The organism is Paenibacillus sp. TSA_86.1 (assembly GCF_052691815.1).
This window is the reverse complement of sequence record NZ_JBQZGE010000005.1, coordinates 58,201-74,754: the sequence shown is the minus strand read 5'-3', so window position 1 is coordinate 74,754 and position 16,554 is coordinate 58,201. Positions and strand designations below refer to the sequence as shown.

Sequence of the window (16,554 nt, the reverse complement as noted above, 5' to 3'; positions counted from 1 at the left end):
GGTCATGCAAAAATCAATATTTGTCGAAAATTCACCATATTGAGGATGATTTGATTTCAGTATGGATCAATTACATCGGGCTTAACCATGAATTCACTTGAAAAAACACAAAAAGAGACGTTTCAGACAGCCCCTTTTACATGCTGGCCTATGAAAACATCTCTTCCATTTTGCGATTGACGCTGTTTATACTTTAATTTCAAGCAGTTCGTATTTGATTACACCCATCGGAGCATTAACATGGATCACACTGCCCACTTCTTTGCCCATCAACTCTTTGCCCAGTGGACTCTCGTACGAAATTTTGCTATTGGATACATCCGCTTCTGCTGGACCGACCAGTTGATATTCGATCTTTTCAGCAAACTCAAGGTCGTTCAGGATTACCGTTGAACCAATGCTTACTTTAGTGGAATCCATATTGTCTGAGCTGATCACTCTTGCTTTGGTCAGCATTTTCTCCAGAATCAGAATGCGTGTCTCCATAAATGCCTGATCATCTTTGGCTGAATGATACTCACTGTTCTCCTTCAGGTCCCCGTAACTGATCGCAAGCTTCAAACGTTCTGCCAGCTCCTTGCGTTTCACCGTTTTCAGTTCCTTCAGTTCTTCCTCCAGCTTTTCCAAGCCTTCCTGTGTCAAAATTACTTCATCATTAGCCATATTTTCCATCTCCTAATCCTGCTATCTATCTCTATTCTAACCTATATCCACTCCAAACAGTTAACATACCCCGGAAAAAGAAACCAAACTCTCCTTTGTCGAAACAGGAGCACACCCTACAACCTCACTATTTCATGATCATTCAAACTGTACCGGTACAATAGGGATAATCATATGTGTGCATTTCAGACGTTCACTTTTACAATGAAGTCAGGCAGCAGCTTTTCACAACATTTCACCTGCAGCCCATTACATGACCCTGAGGTGATCGGAATGAATGTTACTTTAACTCCATCTGAAATACATGCCTATTTGAAACGGATAGGCATTGATAAAGTCAAGGAACCTACATTGGAATTTCTATCCGAAATTCAGAAAGCACATATCCATCATCTATCCTGGCAAACGGTCGATATCTTTGCAGGTCGGCCTGCCGGCATCGGTCTCCAAGAATCTGTACAGCTTATCCTCCAAGGACGTAGCGGTTACTGTTTCCACCTGAATGGTGCGTTCAGCATCTTGCTTCAGTCTCTGGGATACACCGTACATTGGCACCGTGCTGGCGTTCAGCCGCATGGAGAACAACCACGTGTGAACTCGTTCCATCTTGGTCTCTCGGTATCTTTGCCAGATGCAAACCCGGACGTGGAGCGTTGGATTGTGGATGTCGGTCTGGGCGGCATGCCTTTTGAACCGCTTCCTCTTCGTTATGGAACCTATGGACGCGAACCGTTCACTTACACTTTAATGTCTTCTTCTGTTGTTTCCGGTGGATGGAGGCTCGAATATGAGCCTAACGGACCAAGTAAGGGCGTGGACTATGCTCCCGAGGAGCTTACCAGCCTGGAAGAGTTTATTCCCAAGCATGAATTCTACAGCCAATCCGCTGATTCGCCTTGGCATAACACATTTTTACTCCGCCAGAGAGATACAGACCACAGCTATGAGCTGCGGGGAAGTATGCTTCGCACCCATGGTATCGAAGGCATTAACAAAATGGAGATTCAAACCTACACCGAGTGGAAAGACGTGCTCGTCTCACACTTCAACGAATCGTTGGCGAACTATACGGAACAGGAACGCAGAGAAATGTGGGATCGGATTCAGGTTGCACATGTGGAATGGAAAAAAACGCAACGAGCCTGACACAAAGTCTCGGACAACGAGACGACTGGAAAACAGGAAAACGGGATCAATATAAAGGAAAGGCTGCCACCCATGCCGAATACAACGTCAGGTGATAAATGATGATAACTATACAAGTACTGCAAGTCCCCTCCGTTATACCAGCAGCATACTGGGATCTTTTTCTGTCATACGTCTCTGAAGAGCGCCGGACACAGGCTTTACGCTTCATACATCAAGCGGATGCCTATCGGTCTGTTATGGGTGAAGTGTTGACCCGTGTGAAGTTAAGCGAGTTGACTGGCATAAGGCCTGAAGAGTTTTCCTTTACTCGTAACAAATACGGCAAACCTGCCCTTATTAACGATGCTAATGTACAATTTAATGTTTCGCATTCCGGTGATTGGGTTGCGTTAATCGCTGGAAGTGAAGATGAACTCGGTGTGGATGTGGAAAAAATCGCACCGATTGACCTGCAGATCGCAGAGCGGTTCTTCTCTTCATCCGAATGCCAGTTCCTGGCTGGGAAGCCTGAAGAAATGCAGCAGGAAACCTTCTATCGTCTGTGGACACTGAAGGAGAGTTACATCAAGGCTGTGGGCATGGGGCTTTCCATGCCACTGAACTCTTTCGCTATTCTTCCTCATGTCCAGCAGCAAGGAGAGCATAATTGGAAATGCAACCAAGCCGGGCTAAATCTTGGCCATCGCTTCTACAGTCATCCCTTGGATGAACAGCATATGTTGGCTGCCTGTGCTGCAAGAGGCGAGCTGCCGACCCGGCCCGAGATCGTGACGCTGGAGAGTTTATACGCAGAGCTTATTTAAGGTGCAGCCAAAAATCTAATGGTTTCAAAAAAAGGAGCGAATTCATCCGGTGGTAAAATTCTCCGGTGATTCTCTCCCTTTTCTGTGTCCAAACACAGCTGATCCATAATAACCCACTCATAATCAGGGCCAAATTGAAACCAACAATCAATCCGCCACAGGCAAGCGGCATCACTTCTTATGCCTAGTGCTGCTTCCTTAACCATTTGAACTCTTCAGTTTCTTCATAAGTTATGTAGAACTACTTTCTTTAAATAAATGGAGCCGGATGTGATCCTTAGATCACACCCTGCGCACCTACACAATCTCATAGGACATATGTCCTAACCATCTCCGGCATTGCGTTTGGCATTTTTACTTTAAGCCTCTATAAATTCCCTGCCTACTTATACAGAACCTTGTCCACATTATACTTTGCACGCATGGTGTTAATGATATAGGTCTCGTAAATTTCACGATCCACCGGATCTTCTACCAGACAGACCTCAATCTTAGTCACTTCCTCACGATGATTTTTCATCGGGGACACGGTATCTTCAAAATGCTTTTTAATGCGGGGTCTTAATTTTCGTGCTTTCCCGACAAATAACAACTCGCCAGCGGCATTATAAAACATGAAAATCCCGCCTAGCTCCCGCGTAATCAAGTGAAAATCAGTAAATCCATAGATGTGGCTTAACTGCGGATTTACCTGCTTCGTAATGGTCACATCTGGTGTTGGAACAGTAATTTGAATCATCATTTTCACTTCCTCAATGTTCTATAGATGTACATCCTAACACATATTATAATCCGACACCATTTCAATCTAAATGATGTACAATTCACGGAATTTTCGCTATTGCGACAAATATTTCAAAAAAAGGTTAACTTTCCTGATTCAAAGTGGTACTATAGGGGTGCGAGGAAGAAATTGGGCACTAAGACACATGTCTTTGTATCCAACCAAGTCTGATAGGGCCTGAAATGTTTCGTCTTTCTCACACTGAATTCTGTGATGTGCACACGAGAAGAGTACAGTTAGCAAGAAACGTAGATTTTTAGATTTACCATCTATACGAATATACGAGAACTTATTGCAGCAAGCAAATCCGGCCTAATAGTCATGAATGATTTCTGTATATTACAGCATCAGGTTCATCAACTAGAATTAGAAATGATATAAACAACCTATAGCCTCATCATAGTAGATAGACACACGTAGAAGGATAGATAGAAACCCGTTTTAGAGACTAGTCAGAACTTGTAACTTTAATCAAGCAGAATAGCATCACACCCTTAGAACATGAATAGGTTCCACCTCCAGCCCGGCATATGAGCCAGGGCTTTTTCCCATTTGTGCTCCAACTCAGACCACCTCGGCAGTGAAACAGAGGTATCGTGGTTCTTTCTGCTGGGTTTATAATATGGCAAGATACCAGTAGAGGGAGTGATGGGATGTATTCCGATCTGCTATTGACGGAGAACCGCCCTATATATATACAAGTTAAAGATTATTTGAAACGATTAATGTTAAAAGGGGCTTTACAGCCCAATCAGAAGCTGCCTTCGACCCGTGAGCTTGGCACGCTCATGAAGGTAAGCCGCAGCACCATTCTGCTTGCCTACGCTGAACTTGAAGAGGAAGGTTTGATCTATGCACTCAAAGGTAAGGGCAATTACGTCAGTACGCTCATTGAAACGCAGCAGACCCCCAATACACATTGGCAATTAGACTGGACAGCAAGGGTCAGCGACTATGCGATTCAGGCAGAACAATATGATCTGATGAAACACGGCTCGGGAGCAGAGCGCGGCGAAATCTCGTTTACCAGCATAGCCCCAGATGAAAAGCTGTTCGATCTGCACAATGTGAAGCGGGCTTTTCTGGATCGGATGTCACTTGAAGGGGAAGTTTTGCTTAATTACGGTTACGCGCAAGGGTACAAACCGCTCATGAATTATTTACTGCGCTATATGGAAAACAAAGGCGTAGACCTTGCCGGCAAGGATATTCTGATTACGAACGGATTTACGGAGGGTTTCGATCTGGTGCTTGGGGCATTGCGCAAAAAGAGCGGTAAAGCACTCTGTGAGAATCCCACACATCACACGGCAATCAAAAACCTGAAGTTGCACCAGTTCCAGCTAACCGGTATCCATATGGAACCGGACGGAATCGATCTGAAGCGGCTGGAGCAAGAGCTGGCAGGCAGTGCGTATGATCTGGCCTATCTTGTTCCCTCTTATCATAATCCAACCGGAATCGTGACTTCCCCTGCCAAACGAATTGAAATTATACGTTTGATGAATGAATATCAAGTCCCCATCATCGAGGATGGATTCAACGAAGAACTTCGTTATTCGGGCTCCCATGTCTCGCCCCTCATCGCAAGTATGGGTAACGGGAATGGCCTGGTGTATCTGGGCAGCTTCTCCAAAGTGTTATTCCCCGGACTGCGCGTAGGCTGGATTATCGCAGATGCCGCATTCATTGATTATTTGGAGAGCATGAAGCGGGCACGCAGCATTCATACGTCCACACTAGATCAATCCCTGTTATATCAATATTTGAGCAACGGCAATTTCGAGAAATACTTGAAACGGGCTCGTACAGAGTACAAGCGAAAATATGAACTCGTTGTGCGCTGTCTCAATCAACATCTGCCGATGTGTCAAATATCCGGAGCTGGCGGTCTGCATCTGTTCGTGCAGTTTCCGCCGAAGGTACGAACGCGGGAGCTGCTTGCCGCTTGCAAAATAAAAGGGGTGACTTTCACCCCTGGAGATACCTTTTATCTGGAACCCGGTCAAGGACTCCATACGATGCGTCTCGGCTTCTCCAGAGTCAGCGACGAGAACATTCACAAAGGCATACGTATCATCGGAGAGACCGTTGTGAGCATGTTGTAAACTAGTTTAATAACATTAGGGAGGATTTCATATGAAAGTCGGCGTTATTATGGGCGGCACATCTTCAGAGCGGGGCATATCCCTGCTCACCGGACAGGAGATGATTACAAATCTGGACAAAAGCAAATACGAAGTCGTGCCCATTGAGCTGAACTCCAAGCGGGATTTAATCGACAAATCGGACGGGATCGATGTAGCCTTGCTTGCGTTGCACGGAAAATACGGAGAGGATGGTACGGTGCAAGGCACACTCGAATCCCTCGGCATCCCTTATACGGGCTGCGGCGTGCTTGCCAGCAGTGTATGCATGGATAAAGACATGTCCAAACAGCTCATGCGCCAAGCGGGGGTACTTACAGGAGATTGGCTTCAAGTGAATCGAATGCTAGATCTATCCTCAGTGGCTGTCCAGCACTTAACGTACCCTGTAGTCGTCAAACCAAATTCAGGGGGCTCCAGTATCGGGACGCAGATCGTACATGAGCCGGATGCCCTGCCTGCTGCGGTAGAAGCTGCTCTTGCCTGGGATGACAGTGTGATGATTGAGCAATACATCGAGGGTGAAGAGATTACCTGCGCCATTGTAGATGGCAAGATGCTGCCTGTAATCTCCATCCGTGCCAATGCTGCCTTTTTCGACTATGCTGCCAAATACGATGATAACGGCGCAGACGAACAAGTTGTGCAGTTGCCTTCCGAGCTGCATCAGCGTGTAGAGGCCGCAGCATTAACTTGTTACAGTGTGCTCAAATGCAGTGTATATGCACGGGTGGATATGCTCATTCGGGAAGGTGTGCCTTACGTGCTGGAGGTTAACACCTTACCTGGGCTTACCCGAAACAGTCTGCTGCCCAAAAGTGCAGCCGCTGCGGGTATTTCTTTTGCCGAACTGCTCGACACGATTATTGATCTGTCTCTCAAAGAACGTTCCGGGGAGTTGTCACGCATATGAGTCTAGATGTAAATATCCGGCATAGCACCGACCAGGATCTGCAGGGCGTGGTTATTCTCATGGATCAACTTGGATATCCAACAACCTACGCTGAGATGCAGGAAAGATACGCTCACATCGCTGCCGATGCCAATTTCACAACATTGGTTGCTGAAGTGCGCGGGCGTGTAGTGGGACTCATTGGTATGCAGACGTCATATTCATATGAAAAGAACGGAAGACATTGCCGTATCATGGCACTGGTTGTCCATGAGCATTACCGGGGCTCCGGTATCGGCCGTCAGCTTCTACGCGCTGCTGAACAATGGGCAGCCGCACAGCAAGTGGACTCTATATCGCTAAACAGCGGTAATCGTACGGATCGTGAAGCAGCGCATGCATTTTATCAGGAAATGGGCTATACCGCTGGCAGCACCGGATTTAGCAAAAAAACACAGCTCCTGCAACACACGTGATTGAAGTCAGACGATGTAATAAGATATACGATTTTACTGCCCATCGTAATTGAAGCTCAGTACGCGACTCACTGAATCTAAATCAACAAAACATGCCCTCCAAAGCGTTGATGCGGCTCGGAAGGGCATGTTTACATTTAGCTTTTAGCTTCATTCGCTTAGCTGTATTTACTTTGTACTTGGCGATTTTGCGTAACGTCGGATTGATCCGGTATCAACTCAACAATTATTCAGCCTCTCATATGCCTCAAATAAATGCTCAATGGAAACTCCATTGATCTTCATTCTCGCTACTTGACAAGCCTCTAGCTCCACACCTGACAGATCACAATCAACAAAACGACTGCCCACCAAATCACAATGTTTCCACTGCATCGGTACGTTGCCTGCTCCCAGATGTGTATCCTGAAATTGAACCCCGTCCAGTGCGCAGAATTCAAACTTGGTGTTGGTTAAACGCAAATCCGCCAGCAGCATTTCTGTCATGTTCAGGTTCGTTAATTTGCTTCCGCTCAGATTACAGTCGGTGATGCGGCTATTCTTCATTGTACTGGAGCTATACCACGTCGAATCCAAATTGGCTTGCACATATTCATGTTCTATCACTGGATTATACTTCCAGCTCTCGGCATCGATCTTCTTCTCATAACCGTACTCCTCATCAGAGGCATACATACGAACATAACCGAGCTTTTCGTAAAAATGATGATTACTCGTCTGCCGACCCGAGGTCTCCAGCCTCCAGTGCAGGATATGTGGGTACGCAGCCTCAATCTGCCTGATCACTTGTGAGCCTGCTCCGCGCCCTTGGCAGACAGGATCGATATAGATTTTGTCCAGCCTTGCGATTTCCTGCCCAAGCACATTCACGCTTACCCCGCCAATGGCACACCCATCCGCTTCCACTACATAATAGTCCCACTCACGAATGACATATTCATGCAAACGGACAGAGTTATAACCCGGAGGGCTTAGATTACTATCCAGGTCATGCTTTCCTTTGGTCCAGACGCGGATCGCATGATCAAAAGCACGAGTGCAGATTTCTGTCAGCACAATGGCATCTTGGTGTTCCGCTCGGCGCAGGTTTATCGATAATGGTTTGGATGTAATCCGTTCAATGGCTTTCCCATCGGAATGGGTGCTGTGAAGTTCAAAATAATCATAGACCTCTCCGTCAGACAGACGTCTCCGGTTCACATACTGAAAGCCAGTATGCTCGAGCACTCGGCGAGAAGAAGGGTTATACGTCTTCACAATGCCCACAATCCGGTTTAACGATGTACGTTCGAATAGATATGCCGTCAATGCCCGTACCGCCTCCGTGATATAACCTTTATTCCGATGATCACGCGAGATAGCATAAGCCACCTCACGATCAGACGGATCAAGCATATCGTTCGGGAACACGCCACACCAACCGATCGGTTGCTGGCTCTCCTGATGAACTACCGCAAGCATCATTCGCACATCTTGCGGATCAAACCGCTCATAACTACCCATGACGAACTGCAAAAACTCACTTAATTGCTCTTCCGTCATCTTCAATCGGGCAACAAGTCGGTAATTTCAGGCTGATGTGTCAGGGCTGCCAGCGCAGCTTGGTCTTGCAAGGTAAAGGGACGTAACATCACTGCACTCGCATCAATCGTAAATCCATTCATATAGAACACCTCTTAGGGATTATTTTGCGATGGCACAACAAAAAGGAGCACCTCCAATAGAGGCACTCCCGTGTCGTTTCATCCTTTCAGATCGAAACGCCGAAGCTCCTCGTAATGGTTTAAAAAGGACAGACGTATCCTGTGTTGATCTAACGGAATTTTTGCGCCATGTTCTTTTCTACATCATTACGAGAAATCTGGCATTCTCTGAAATCCCCTTCCAATTCACGCATCATTTTCAACAAATTCAATTACATTATGGGCGGTCAATGAAAATCCAGCCTGTATCTTGTTCTTTCTCCACTGTGGCTCCAAGCGATTCAGCCATAAAGCGCAGTGGCACATAGGTTTTGCCGTTTTTGCCAACGAAGGCCGATTCTACCATCGTAACTTCTTGACCCGCGACTGTTGCTTTCGGAGAACCTACCGTCAGCACAACCTCGTCTCCCGTCATATCGTCAATGACAATAATCTGTTTCGAGCCTTTGGTCCATTTCACTTCTGCATCCAATTGCTCGGATAGATACCGAAGTGGAACAAAGGTTGTATTTTTCACCGTGATCGCACCATTTTCTTCACTCGGGTGGAGGAAGATGCTTTTTGTTGAAATTTTCATCTCATTCTTCAGGAATTGATAGACGAATGAATTCGAATCAAAATTGCGAAGAACTTGGCCAGGGGTAACTTCTCCTTCTGCCAGTTCCATCACACCGCGGGAAGCATCCACTTCATCCACTGTGACCGCACCGCCAATATTCCACAACTCACTGTCTGCACTGAGGGTTACAGCACGAACCGGCAGGTCTTCCGAAGCAGGAACAGCCACCTTCAACGACATATTTTGTTTACGAATATCCAGCTTGCTATCCACGAAGAAGTCCATGTTCAATTTGGTCTCCGGGCCAAATACCGTTTTCAGCTCCGGTGTATCTTTCAGCAGGTTGTTCAGTTCCTCATCATAGTTCACCAGGATGCTGTCCAAACCTTTTTTAATCATGTCATATATGGATGTGACTGCTTCTTCCTTCGATTTCGGTAAGATAGAAGTCACTTCATCGTCTTCCATGCCTTCTATACCTTCCAGACCCATATAACTTTCAAATACAGGGTACAGTACATCATACAGGTCTCCAATCAACTGCTTGAGACCTTGCTCATCCTTGGCCATACTCGTCAGGAACGGCTTAACCATAGCGAGCAATTCTTCACCGTTAATCTCCATGTGCAGCTTGTTCAGAGACAGTGTTTCACCGTTTACAGTCTCCTGAACAGGTGTAACGGATATGTTTTTGGGATTAGACAGATGTTTCATGACAAAAGTTAATACCTTCGGAGAAAGCTCCTGCATCTGTTTCTCCAGCTCTTTCATATCCAGAGGCAGCATGGTTTCTGCTCCCCCAAGTGTATCGAGCGATATGTAAACCGGTTTCTGAGCTCCATCCACATCAATGGTCATGCCCGACTTGTCCACGGACAGGTGGAAAGGCAGTTTTGTTCCATCCATGCTCAGTGATCCTTTGACCGATGCCGTATCCGTGTCTTTCATTTTGGCATGGTCGATATTCAGTGAGATCGAATTGATTCGTTTGATCATTTCGAGAGCTTCATCCGTTGCAAGTTGTTTGTCCGGCTCTATATTGATGTGCATGGATTGCTTGGATTCGCCGGATTTTAATTTGGTGTTATTGACTAAGGCTTGGCTAACATCAACGCCACCTACGGCCTGACACCCTGTAAGAACAACCATTAACAGGACAAGCGGTATTGCCATCCATTGATACAACTTTCGGCTCTTAATTGGGATCTCCCCCTTAACAAAATATGGTTCATTCCATATTATGAGGGCACAAGGAATTGTTGTAAACGGATACGTATAAAAATAGGCCAAATAGGCCGGAACACGTCCGGCCTTCTGGTTCTTCTATCCTTCATATGTCATAACATGCGCGTGGAAACATGCTGTTTCATGTAATATTTTCAGGTTATTCCTGTTCCTGATCCTCTGCAGTCTCTTCATCCTTCGCTTCATCTACGGGTGTCACAGTTGCCTCAAATTGATCCGGTTCATCGTCTTGAATCGCTTTGTTCTCTTCATTCTGATTTTGTGTCATAACGGTTCTCCCTCTCTTCGGCGAAATCATCAAGGCGCTGCCTTGTGTGTATCAATAACCGGATGACGCATGAATCAAACATCGTACACACGTGTTCACTGGCAGCACACTCTAGAAAACATAGAAGATAATCCCGTTGCCGTTCTCCACAGTCACCTGAAACAACCCCTGAATTTGATCAATCGTCTGCTTAATCTCCTGAAGAGTCTCTTGTTCGTCCCAGCCTTCCATCACGGGATATACACCTTCGGCAAGCATATGCTCCAGATTGAAACGTGCCTCCACATCATCAGGGGTAAGCTGCTCCAATGCCATATAAGCTTCAAGAACCTGCTTGTTATTAATCAAGAACAGATCCATGTCTGAATAATTCCCAAGATACTGTTGACTAGCGAGCGGCACAACATAACCGAGCGGTGGTTCTCCATCCGCAAGACTGCCGTTCAACGTGAACTGCAGCATCTGCCACATTTTATCAATATCCAGATCGACCTGACAATCATGCACACTAACCTCACCCGATTGGATGGATTGCACCAACTCATCGTTCACTACAACATATCTGCCCGACATGCCCATCGCGTTATCCCTCCTGTACATTTCCTTCTATTGTTCCCCATTAACCGTGCTTGTTACATCAGAATCGGGGTAAAAAAGAAAAAGAGCATATTAACATTATCATACGATGTGCAAGTAGATGTGAACGCGAATGTTCTTTCAAGGAGGGTAACCACATGAAAAAATTCGATTACAGTCTCAATTACAAAGAGCTGAATCTGCGCAAGCAGCCTGAATTATATACTGTGGGACGAGGCGAGCAAGGTGTACTTATGGTGGAGCCCTACAAAAGCGAGATTTTGCCGCACTGGCGGTTCAAGACACCCGAGATCGCGACAGAGTCAGCCGAGAAGATCTATGAACTATTTTTGGCGTATAAGAAAAAGAGTGACTTCGTTGGCATGGATATGGCTCGCAAGTTCCTGCAGATGGGCTACACACGGGCAAGACGATATACCAATCACCGAGGAGGACGCAAATACTCGAAGGAAGATGGTTCGATCTTACCCTATCAGAATGATGAGGTGAAGGCTGAGGCTGCAGCCATATTCAAAGCGCAATGGGAGATTGCAAGGGCCGATCCTGACTATGTAAAAATGAAGAAGGAACATCGAGAAAAATACGAGTCAGCAGAAGCATAAGCACAACAACCAACGTATTGGTGAACGAAGTGAGAAACGTGCCTTCCGCCGAAGTGTTCATCCCTATGGTTAATTCAGACTTGTAGCTTCTGTTTCACCACCTTTGGAACGTGGTCGTAGCATGCTTCCTACAATTCGTAACATGAACTTGCGTGGCATGAGACGGGAGAACTGTGCTGTCCAGTAATTTCTGCTCCCCGGTACAGCATAAGGTTTCCCTGACTCCAGTGCCCTCATAGCCACTGCCACGACATGCTCAGGTGTATCACGTTTACCGACGGACGCTTCATCAGCACCCACCACATCAAAGAACGAAGTCTCGGTTGAACCCGGACATAATGCTAAAAACTGAACGCCACGCTTCCTGTTCTCCTCATATAACGCCTCTGTAAAAGAAAGTACATACGCCTTCGTTGCTCCATACACAGCCATATAAGGATCTGGTTGAAAGGAAGCTGTCGAAGATACATTAATGACGACGCCATTTTTCCCCTGTAACATGCCTGGCAAGAAAAGGTGTGTCATGTTTGTCAAAGCGAGCACGTTCAACATAATCTCATCCTGCTGCCGGGAACTGTCTACTTGTTCAAAATATCCATGAGTAGCGAATCCAGCATTATTAATCAAGATATCAATCCGTATTCCCCGATTCTGGCATTCCTCATACACCTTCCGTGGTGCGTCTGCTTCAGAGAGATCCGATACAATTAACTCAGCCTTTACTTGATATGTACGTTCTATTCGTTCTGCCAATTGTTCCAGTTTGGACTCTGTTCTGGCCACCAGCACAACATTTTTACCCTTGGAAGCCATCTCGATTGCAAAAACTTCGCCTATTCCCGAAGAAGCTCCTGTAATAAGTGCCCATTGTTGTTGTTTTATCATTTCTCTTCCATCCTCCAGACATAATAAGAACAGTTGTTTTCTTTAAGAAACACTGTTTCCTTACGGAATCATTGTAACCTGAATTCATGATCCAGTCAAATGATATCTGTTAAATCATCTTTTACACTGAGTTTAGTATGTGGTGCTGACATTCTAAAGCCGGATTAATTGACGTTATCTGGCGTATACCAGTAGAATGACCATAAGAAAAGGAAACGTCATCGTTTCTTTTAACAACAATACGGTTATGAGGATGAAATCAATGAAGGATACACATTCGGGTTCCGCGGAATCTGCACATACGGTAACAACCTTTCAGGAAGCCAGACTCCAGCACTCGGATAATCTGCGGCAAAATATTGTACATGCTGCTGCGGCTTTATTACAAGAGCATGGCCCCGAAGCCGTCACGGTACGCCGTGTAGCTGAACGCATGGAATGCTCTACCAAGATCATATATAACCTTTTTGGCAAAAAAGAGGGATTAGCCAAACATCTATATTTAGAGGGATGTTCTCTTATGGCCCAGCGTTTTGAAGCTATGCCCCGGCAGGCATCGTTCGAACACTATTTCCGTGATCTTGCCTACGTCTACTGGGACTTCGGCATATCTCAATCCAGCTTCTATCAGCTGATGTTTGGAGGTTCCTTTTCCGAATTCAAACCGGACGGAGAGACGTTACAGGGAACAGCGACTGCACTGAAGCAAGTGTCCGGGTTAGTTGAGGTAGCGATTGAACAAGGAATGATTCAGGTGCAAGATCCCCTGCTTGCGGTGCGGATGATCTGGGCTCCCTTACATGGTGTGATTCATCTGTACCTGGGAGGACATATTGAAACCGAAGAAGCTGCCAAAACCCTCTATGATCATACGTTATCGATGATCATAAACTCTCTTGTGAATCCATCTGCGAATGGATAGACACAGAATTTGTACATTTAGAAACGATTAAAGATAAACATAAAGGAGCATATCCATGGCGTAATACGCTTAGGACATGCTCCTTTTTCTATGCTACTATTTCTGTGTACATAAATAGATCAATTTAGATCAACTACAACCCGATTAGCGTGCTTCCTGATTTTCCGTTTCCCAGCGTGCAATCTCCTCACGAACTCTTGGCGCTACTTGTTTGCCGAGCAGTTCGATCGCGTGCATAACCTCATCATGCGGCTGTGTGCCGAGTGGAGTGTGCAACATGAACCGGGTGATGCCGACCTCTTTGCGCAGATATATGATTTTCTCAACTAACGTGTCCACATCCCCTACGTACAGCGCACCTTCCAGGCTGCGTGCCGCATCAAAGGTTTCGCGCCCGTAATGTCCCCATCCGCGTTCACGTCCGAGCTGGTTCATTACCGCTTGTGCAGGGCGGAAAAACTTCTCCACCGCTTCATCGGTAGTATCGGCAACAAAGCCGTGAGAGTGGGAAGCAACGGTTAACTTGGAAGCGTCATGCCCAGCGTGTGCAGCTGCTTTTTTGTACAACTCCACCAGAGGTGCGAACTGTTTGGGACGTCCTCCGATAATCGCAAGCACGAGCGGCAATCCGAGCAGACCTGCACGAACAACTGATTCCTGATTACCGCCACTGCCGATCCAGACCGGAAGCTTCTCTTGCACCGGGCGCGGATAAATGCCCAGGTTGTTGAAGGAAGGGCGATGTTTGCCCGACCAAGTTACTTTTTCCGACTCCGTCAATTTCAAAAGCAGATCCAATTTCTCATCAAACAATTCATCATAGTCGCCCAGATCATAACCGAACAACGGGAACGACTCAATAAATGAGCCACGTCCTGCCATAATCTCTGCACGTCCATTCGAAATACCGTCCAATGTCGCAAAATCCTGAAACACACGAACCGGATCATCTGACGACAGCACCGTTACTGCACTGGTTAGGCGAATGTTCTTCGTCTGTGAAGCTGCTGCCGCCAAAATGACTGCCGGGGACGAAGCTGCATAATCTGAACGATGATGTTCCCCTACGCCGTATACATCCAGCCCCACCTGATCTGCCAAAACAATCTCTTCCACGACATCACGAATCCGCTGTGCGTGGCTGATAACTTTTCCTGTATTTACATCCGGGTTTGTCTCCACAAATGTACTGATTCCGATTTCCATAGTATGTTCCTCCCTGGGTATGAAGCGATCCGTCGTCCATCTAACCTATTGTAAGTAGATCACCTTTTGTTATTTATCTTTATATTGAACTATTTCGAACAAAAACACAAGTACCCTCTGTTTCCAGAGGGCACTTTTCTTCTACAACTTCCTTCCGATATACAACAGATGGGACGAGATCCCCAGAATGGAAGGATCTTTGGCTACCTCAATCATGTATTGAAGCAGCTCTTGTTCCTCCCCACGTTCCTTCCAGTATCGATGCTGCTCGTCTGTGATCATCGCTTTGAGGCTGGAGGAACCGATCAGCTGAACAGTCTCGAAGCCGTGCTGCTCCATGAACGGCACAACATCCTTCACATGAAAATAGTATGCTCCCGTAAAACGTCCCTGATCCTGATGATCAAACGTACCTCTTTCGACAAAAGACCGGATCGCACCGATGTTATCATTGGGCTTCCAATGTTGCGGTGATTGCAATGAATTGATACTCATCCGCATCCGGCTCTGGACCGCCACAAATACAGTGCCTCCCGGCTTCGTGACTCGATAGAGTTCACGCATTGCCGCCGCCCGCTCTTTTTCCTGTTGCAGATGATACAGCGGCCCCAGCATAAGCACCGCATCATAGGTGTCATCGGCAATCCCGTTCAGGGAAGTTGCATCCAGTACATGAAATCCATCAAATTGCGGAGTCAGCCCTAATGCTTCGGCTTTCTCCTGCGCAAGTTCTACCGATGAAGGTGTAAGATCCGATAACGTAACCTGATATCCCGACTTAGCCAGCTCCATTGCGTATTTCCCCGGTCCAGCACCGTTATCCAGAATCAAACCGCCTGGAGGAAGATACTCCCGAATGTAATTCATATTAATGATAAATTCGATGGGTTCACGCTCCAGCCTGCCCCACTCATCAAATCCGGAATAATATCGAATAATGTGCTCTCGATCTTTGTGCATCTCTTGTACACCCGCCTTTTTTGAACTATTTAACTACAGTAAATTTGCTCTAGTATACATCCTAAATTTTTCCTGTCAAATCAAAATGACGTCCTCCTTTCGCTATATTCGAAAGAGAACGTCATTGCAGGTTTATTTAGTATTTAAGTCTGTATCAACCAGGGATATGATAAGACTAGATTTTTTTTACAAATTCAGATTTCAGTTTCATCGCACCCAGGCTATCGATCTTGCAATCAATATCATGGTCTCCATCAATCAGACGAATATTCTTCACTTTGGTTCCTTGTTTCACGACGAGGGAGCTACCTTTCACCTTGAGGTCTTTGATGACCGTAACCGTGTCACCATCATTCAGTACATTCCCATTGGCATCACGCACAACTTTGGATTCCTCAGCATCCCCTTCTGCTTCCAAAGACCATTCATGCGCGCATTCCGGGCAGATCAACAACAAACCATCCTCGTACGTATACTCTGAATTACATTTCGGACAATTAGGCAAATTAGACATATGTATCAAACTCTCCATTCTGCATTTTCGCTATCTCGCTAGTATAAGGGATTTCTGCAATATGTTCCATACGATGGCTCACTGCATTCCTGATTCGACTTATTTTTAAACAAAATTTAAAGGAAGATGTTCTTCACTTTAAGGAAAGACCATTATGATAAAAAAACAACGTATCCGCT

At 46.0% G+C, this 16,554-nt stretch carries 17 protein-coding genes; 7 read left to right on the top strand and 10 right to left on the bottom strand.

Annotated features, from left to right (window positions below):
* Window positions 1-186: 186 nt before the first annotated feature.
* On the bottom strand, window positions 187-663 hold the full coding sequence (greA, locus tag ACUTVW_RS13105) for a transcription elongation factor GreA (RefSeq protein WP_434748833.1): 477 nt from the start codon (window positions 661-663) through the stop codon (window positions 187-189).
* Window positions 664-936: 273 nt separating this feature from the next.
* Here greA and ACUTVW_RS13100 point away from each other — a divergent pair, with 273 nt between their 5' ends.
* Both ACUTVW_RS13100 and ACUTVW_RS13095 read left to right on the top strand, forming a co-directional pair.
* A complete protein-coding gene (locus tag ACUTVW_RS13100) occupies window positions 937-1,809 on the top strand; it encodes an arylamine N-acetyltransferase family protein (RefSeq protein ID WP_445646209.1) in 873 nt (290 codons plus the stop codon).
* Between the two features lie 101 nt (window positions 1,810-1,910).
* Window positions 1,911-2,615 (top strand): 4'-phosphopantetheinyl transferase family protein, encoded by a 705-nt coding sequence (locus ACUTVW_RS13095; RefSeq protein WP_445646208.1) that lies wholly within the window; start codon window positions 1,911-1,913, stop codon window positions 2,613-2,615.
* Window positions 2,616-2,997: 382 nt separating this feature from the next.
* On the opposite strand, the gene ACUTVW_RS13090 is transcribed toward ACUTVW_RS13095, so the two are convergent.
* Window positions 2,998-3,354 carry a nucleotide excision repair endonuclease gene (locus tag ACUTVW_RS13090; RefSeq protein WP_445646407.1) on the bottom strand — a complete coding sequence of 119 codons (357 nt, stop codon included), beginning with the start codon at window positions 3,352-3,354 and terminating at the stop codon, window positions 2,998-3,000.
* A 698-nt stretch (window positions 3,355-4,052) separates the two neighbouring features.
* Between ACUTVW_RS13090 and pdxR the strand changes: the two genes are divergently transcribed.
* The 3 genes from pdxR to ACUTVW_RS13075 are packed head-to-tail and all read left to right on the top strand — an operon-like array spanning window position 4,053 to window position 6,914.
* On the top strand, window positions 4,053-5,507 hold the full coding sequence (pdxR, locus tag ACUTVW_RS13085) for a MocR-like pyridoxine biosynthesis transcription factor PdxR (RefSeq protein WP_445646207.1): 1,455 nt from the start codon (window positions 4,053-4,055) through the stop codon (window positions 5,505-5,507).
* Window positions 5,508-5,538: 31 nt separating this feature from the next.
* Window positions 5,539-6,459 carry a D-alanine--D-alanine ligase gene (locus ACUTVW_RS13080; protein ID WP_445646206.1) on the top strand — a complete coding sequence of 307 codons (921 nt, stop codon included), beginning with the start codon at window positions 5,539-5,541 and terminating at the stop codon, window positions 6,457-6,459.
* On the top strand, window positions 6,456-6,914 hold the full coding sequence (locus ACUTVW_RS13075) for a GNAT family N-acetyltransferase (RefSeq protein WP_445646205.1): 459 nt from the start codon (window positions 6,456-6,458) through the stop codon (window positions 6,912-6,914). The genes ACUTVW_RS13080 and ACUTVW_RS13075 overlap by 4 nt, the downstream gene beginning before the upstream one ends.
* Window positions 6,915-7,133: 219 nt before the next feature.
* Here ACUTVW_RS13075 and ACUTVW_RS13070 read toward each other — a convergent pair whose 3' ends face one another.
* The 4 genes from ACUTVW_RS13070 to ACUTVW_RS13055 all read right to left on the bottom strand — a co-directional run bounded on the left by ACUTVW_RS13070 (window position 7,134) and on the right by ACUTVW_RS13055 (window position 11,268).
* Window positions 7,134-8,456, bottom strand: coding sequence for a GNAT family N-acetyltransferase (locus ACUTVW_RS13070; protein ID WP_445646204.1), 1,323 nt, complete (start codon window positions 8,454-8,456; stop codon window positions 7,134-7,136).
* Between the two features lie 378 nt (window positions 8,457-8,834).
* Window positions 8,835-10,361: a copper amine oxidase N-terminal domain-containing protein gene (locus tag ACUTVW_RS13065; protein WP_445646203.1), complete on the bottom strand. Its 1,527-nt coding sequence runs from the start codon at window positions 10,359-10,361 to the stop codon at window positions 8,835-8,837.
* A gap of 199 nt (window positions 10,362-10,560) precedes the next feature.
* Window positions 10,561-10,689 carry a hypothetical protein gene (locus ACUTVW_RS13060; RefSeq protein ID WP_445646202.1) on the bottom strand — a complete coding sequence of 43 codons (129 nt, stop codon included), beginning with the start codon at window positions 10,687-10,689 and terminating at the stop codon, window positions 10,561-10,563.
* Window positions 10,690-10,800: 111 nt separating this feature from the next.
* Window positions 10,801-11,268 (bottom strand): DUF1877 family protein, encoded by a 468-nt coding sequence (locus ACUTVW_RS13055; RefSeq protein ID WP_445646201.1) that lies wholly within the window; start codon window positions 11,266-11,268, stop codon window positions 10,801-10,803.
* A 155-nt stretch (window positions 11,269-11,423) separates the two neighbouring features.
* On the opposite strand from ACUTVW_RS13055, the gene ACUTVW_RS13050 reads away from it, so the two are divergent.
* Window positions 11,424-11,888, top strand: coding sequence for a DUF4385 domain-containing protein (locus tag ACUTVW_RS13050; protein ID WP_445646200.1), 465 nt, complete (start codon window positions 11,424-11,426; stop codon window positions 11,886-11,888).
* 69 nt (window positions 11,889-11,957) lie between these two features.
* Here the strand turns inward: ACUTVW_RS13050 and ACUTVW_RS13045 are convergent, their stop codons facing one another.
* Entirely contained in the window at window positions 11,958-12,773 is an 816-nt protein-coding gene (locus ACUTVW_RS13045; protein WP_445646199.1) for an SDR family NAD(P)-dependent oxidoreductase, read from the bottom strand.
* Window positions 12,774-13,035: 262 nt separating this feature from the next.
* Between ACUTVW_RS13045 and ACUTVW_RS13040 the strand changes: the two genes are divergently transcribed.
* On the top strand, window positions 13,036-13,695 hold the full coding sequence (locus ACUTVW_RS13040; protein ID WP_445646198.1) for a TetR/AcrR family transcriptional regulator: 660 nt from the start codon (window positions 13,036-13,038) through the stop codon (window positions 13,693-13,695).
* Between the two features lie 144 nt (window positions 13,696-13,839).
* Here the strand turns inward: ACUTVW_RS13040 and ACUTVW_RS13035 are convergent, their stop codons facing one another.
* The 3 genes from ACUTVW_RS13035 to ACUTVW_RS13025 all read right to left on the bottom strand — a co-directional run bounded on the left by ACUTVW_RS13035 (window position 13,840) and on the right by ACUTVW_RS13025 (window position 16,375).
* Window positions 13,840-14,901: an LLM class flavin-dependent oxidoreductase gene (locus tag ACUTVW_RS13035; protein WP_445646197.1), complete on the bottom strand. Its 1,062-nt coding sequence runs from the start codon at window positions 14,899-14,901 to the stop codon at window positions 13,840-13,842.
* A 141-nt stretch (window positions 14,902-15,042) separates the two neighbouring features.
* A complete protein-coding gene (locus tag ACUTVW_RS13030; protein ID WP_445646196.1) occupies window positions 15,043-15,861 on the bottom strand; it encodes a class I SAM-dependent methyltransferase in 819 nt (272 codons plus the stop codon).
* Window positions 15,862-16,036: 175 nt separating this feature from the next.
* Window positions 16,037-16,375: a zinc ribbon domain-containing protein YjdM gene (locus ACUTVW_RS13025; RefSeq protein ID WP_445646195.1), complete on the bottom strand. Its 339-nt coding sequence runs from the start codon at window positions 16,373-16,375 to the stop codon at window positions 16,037-16,039.
* Window positions 16,376-16,554 lie beyond the last annotated feature (179 nt).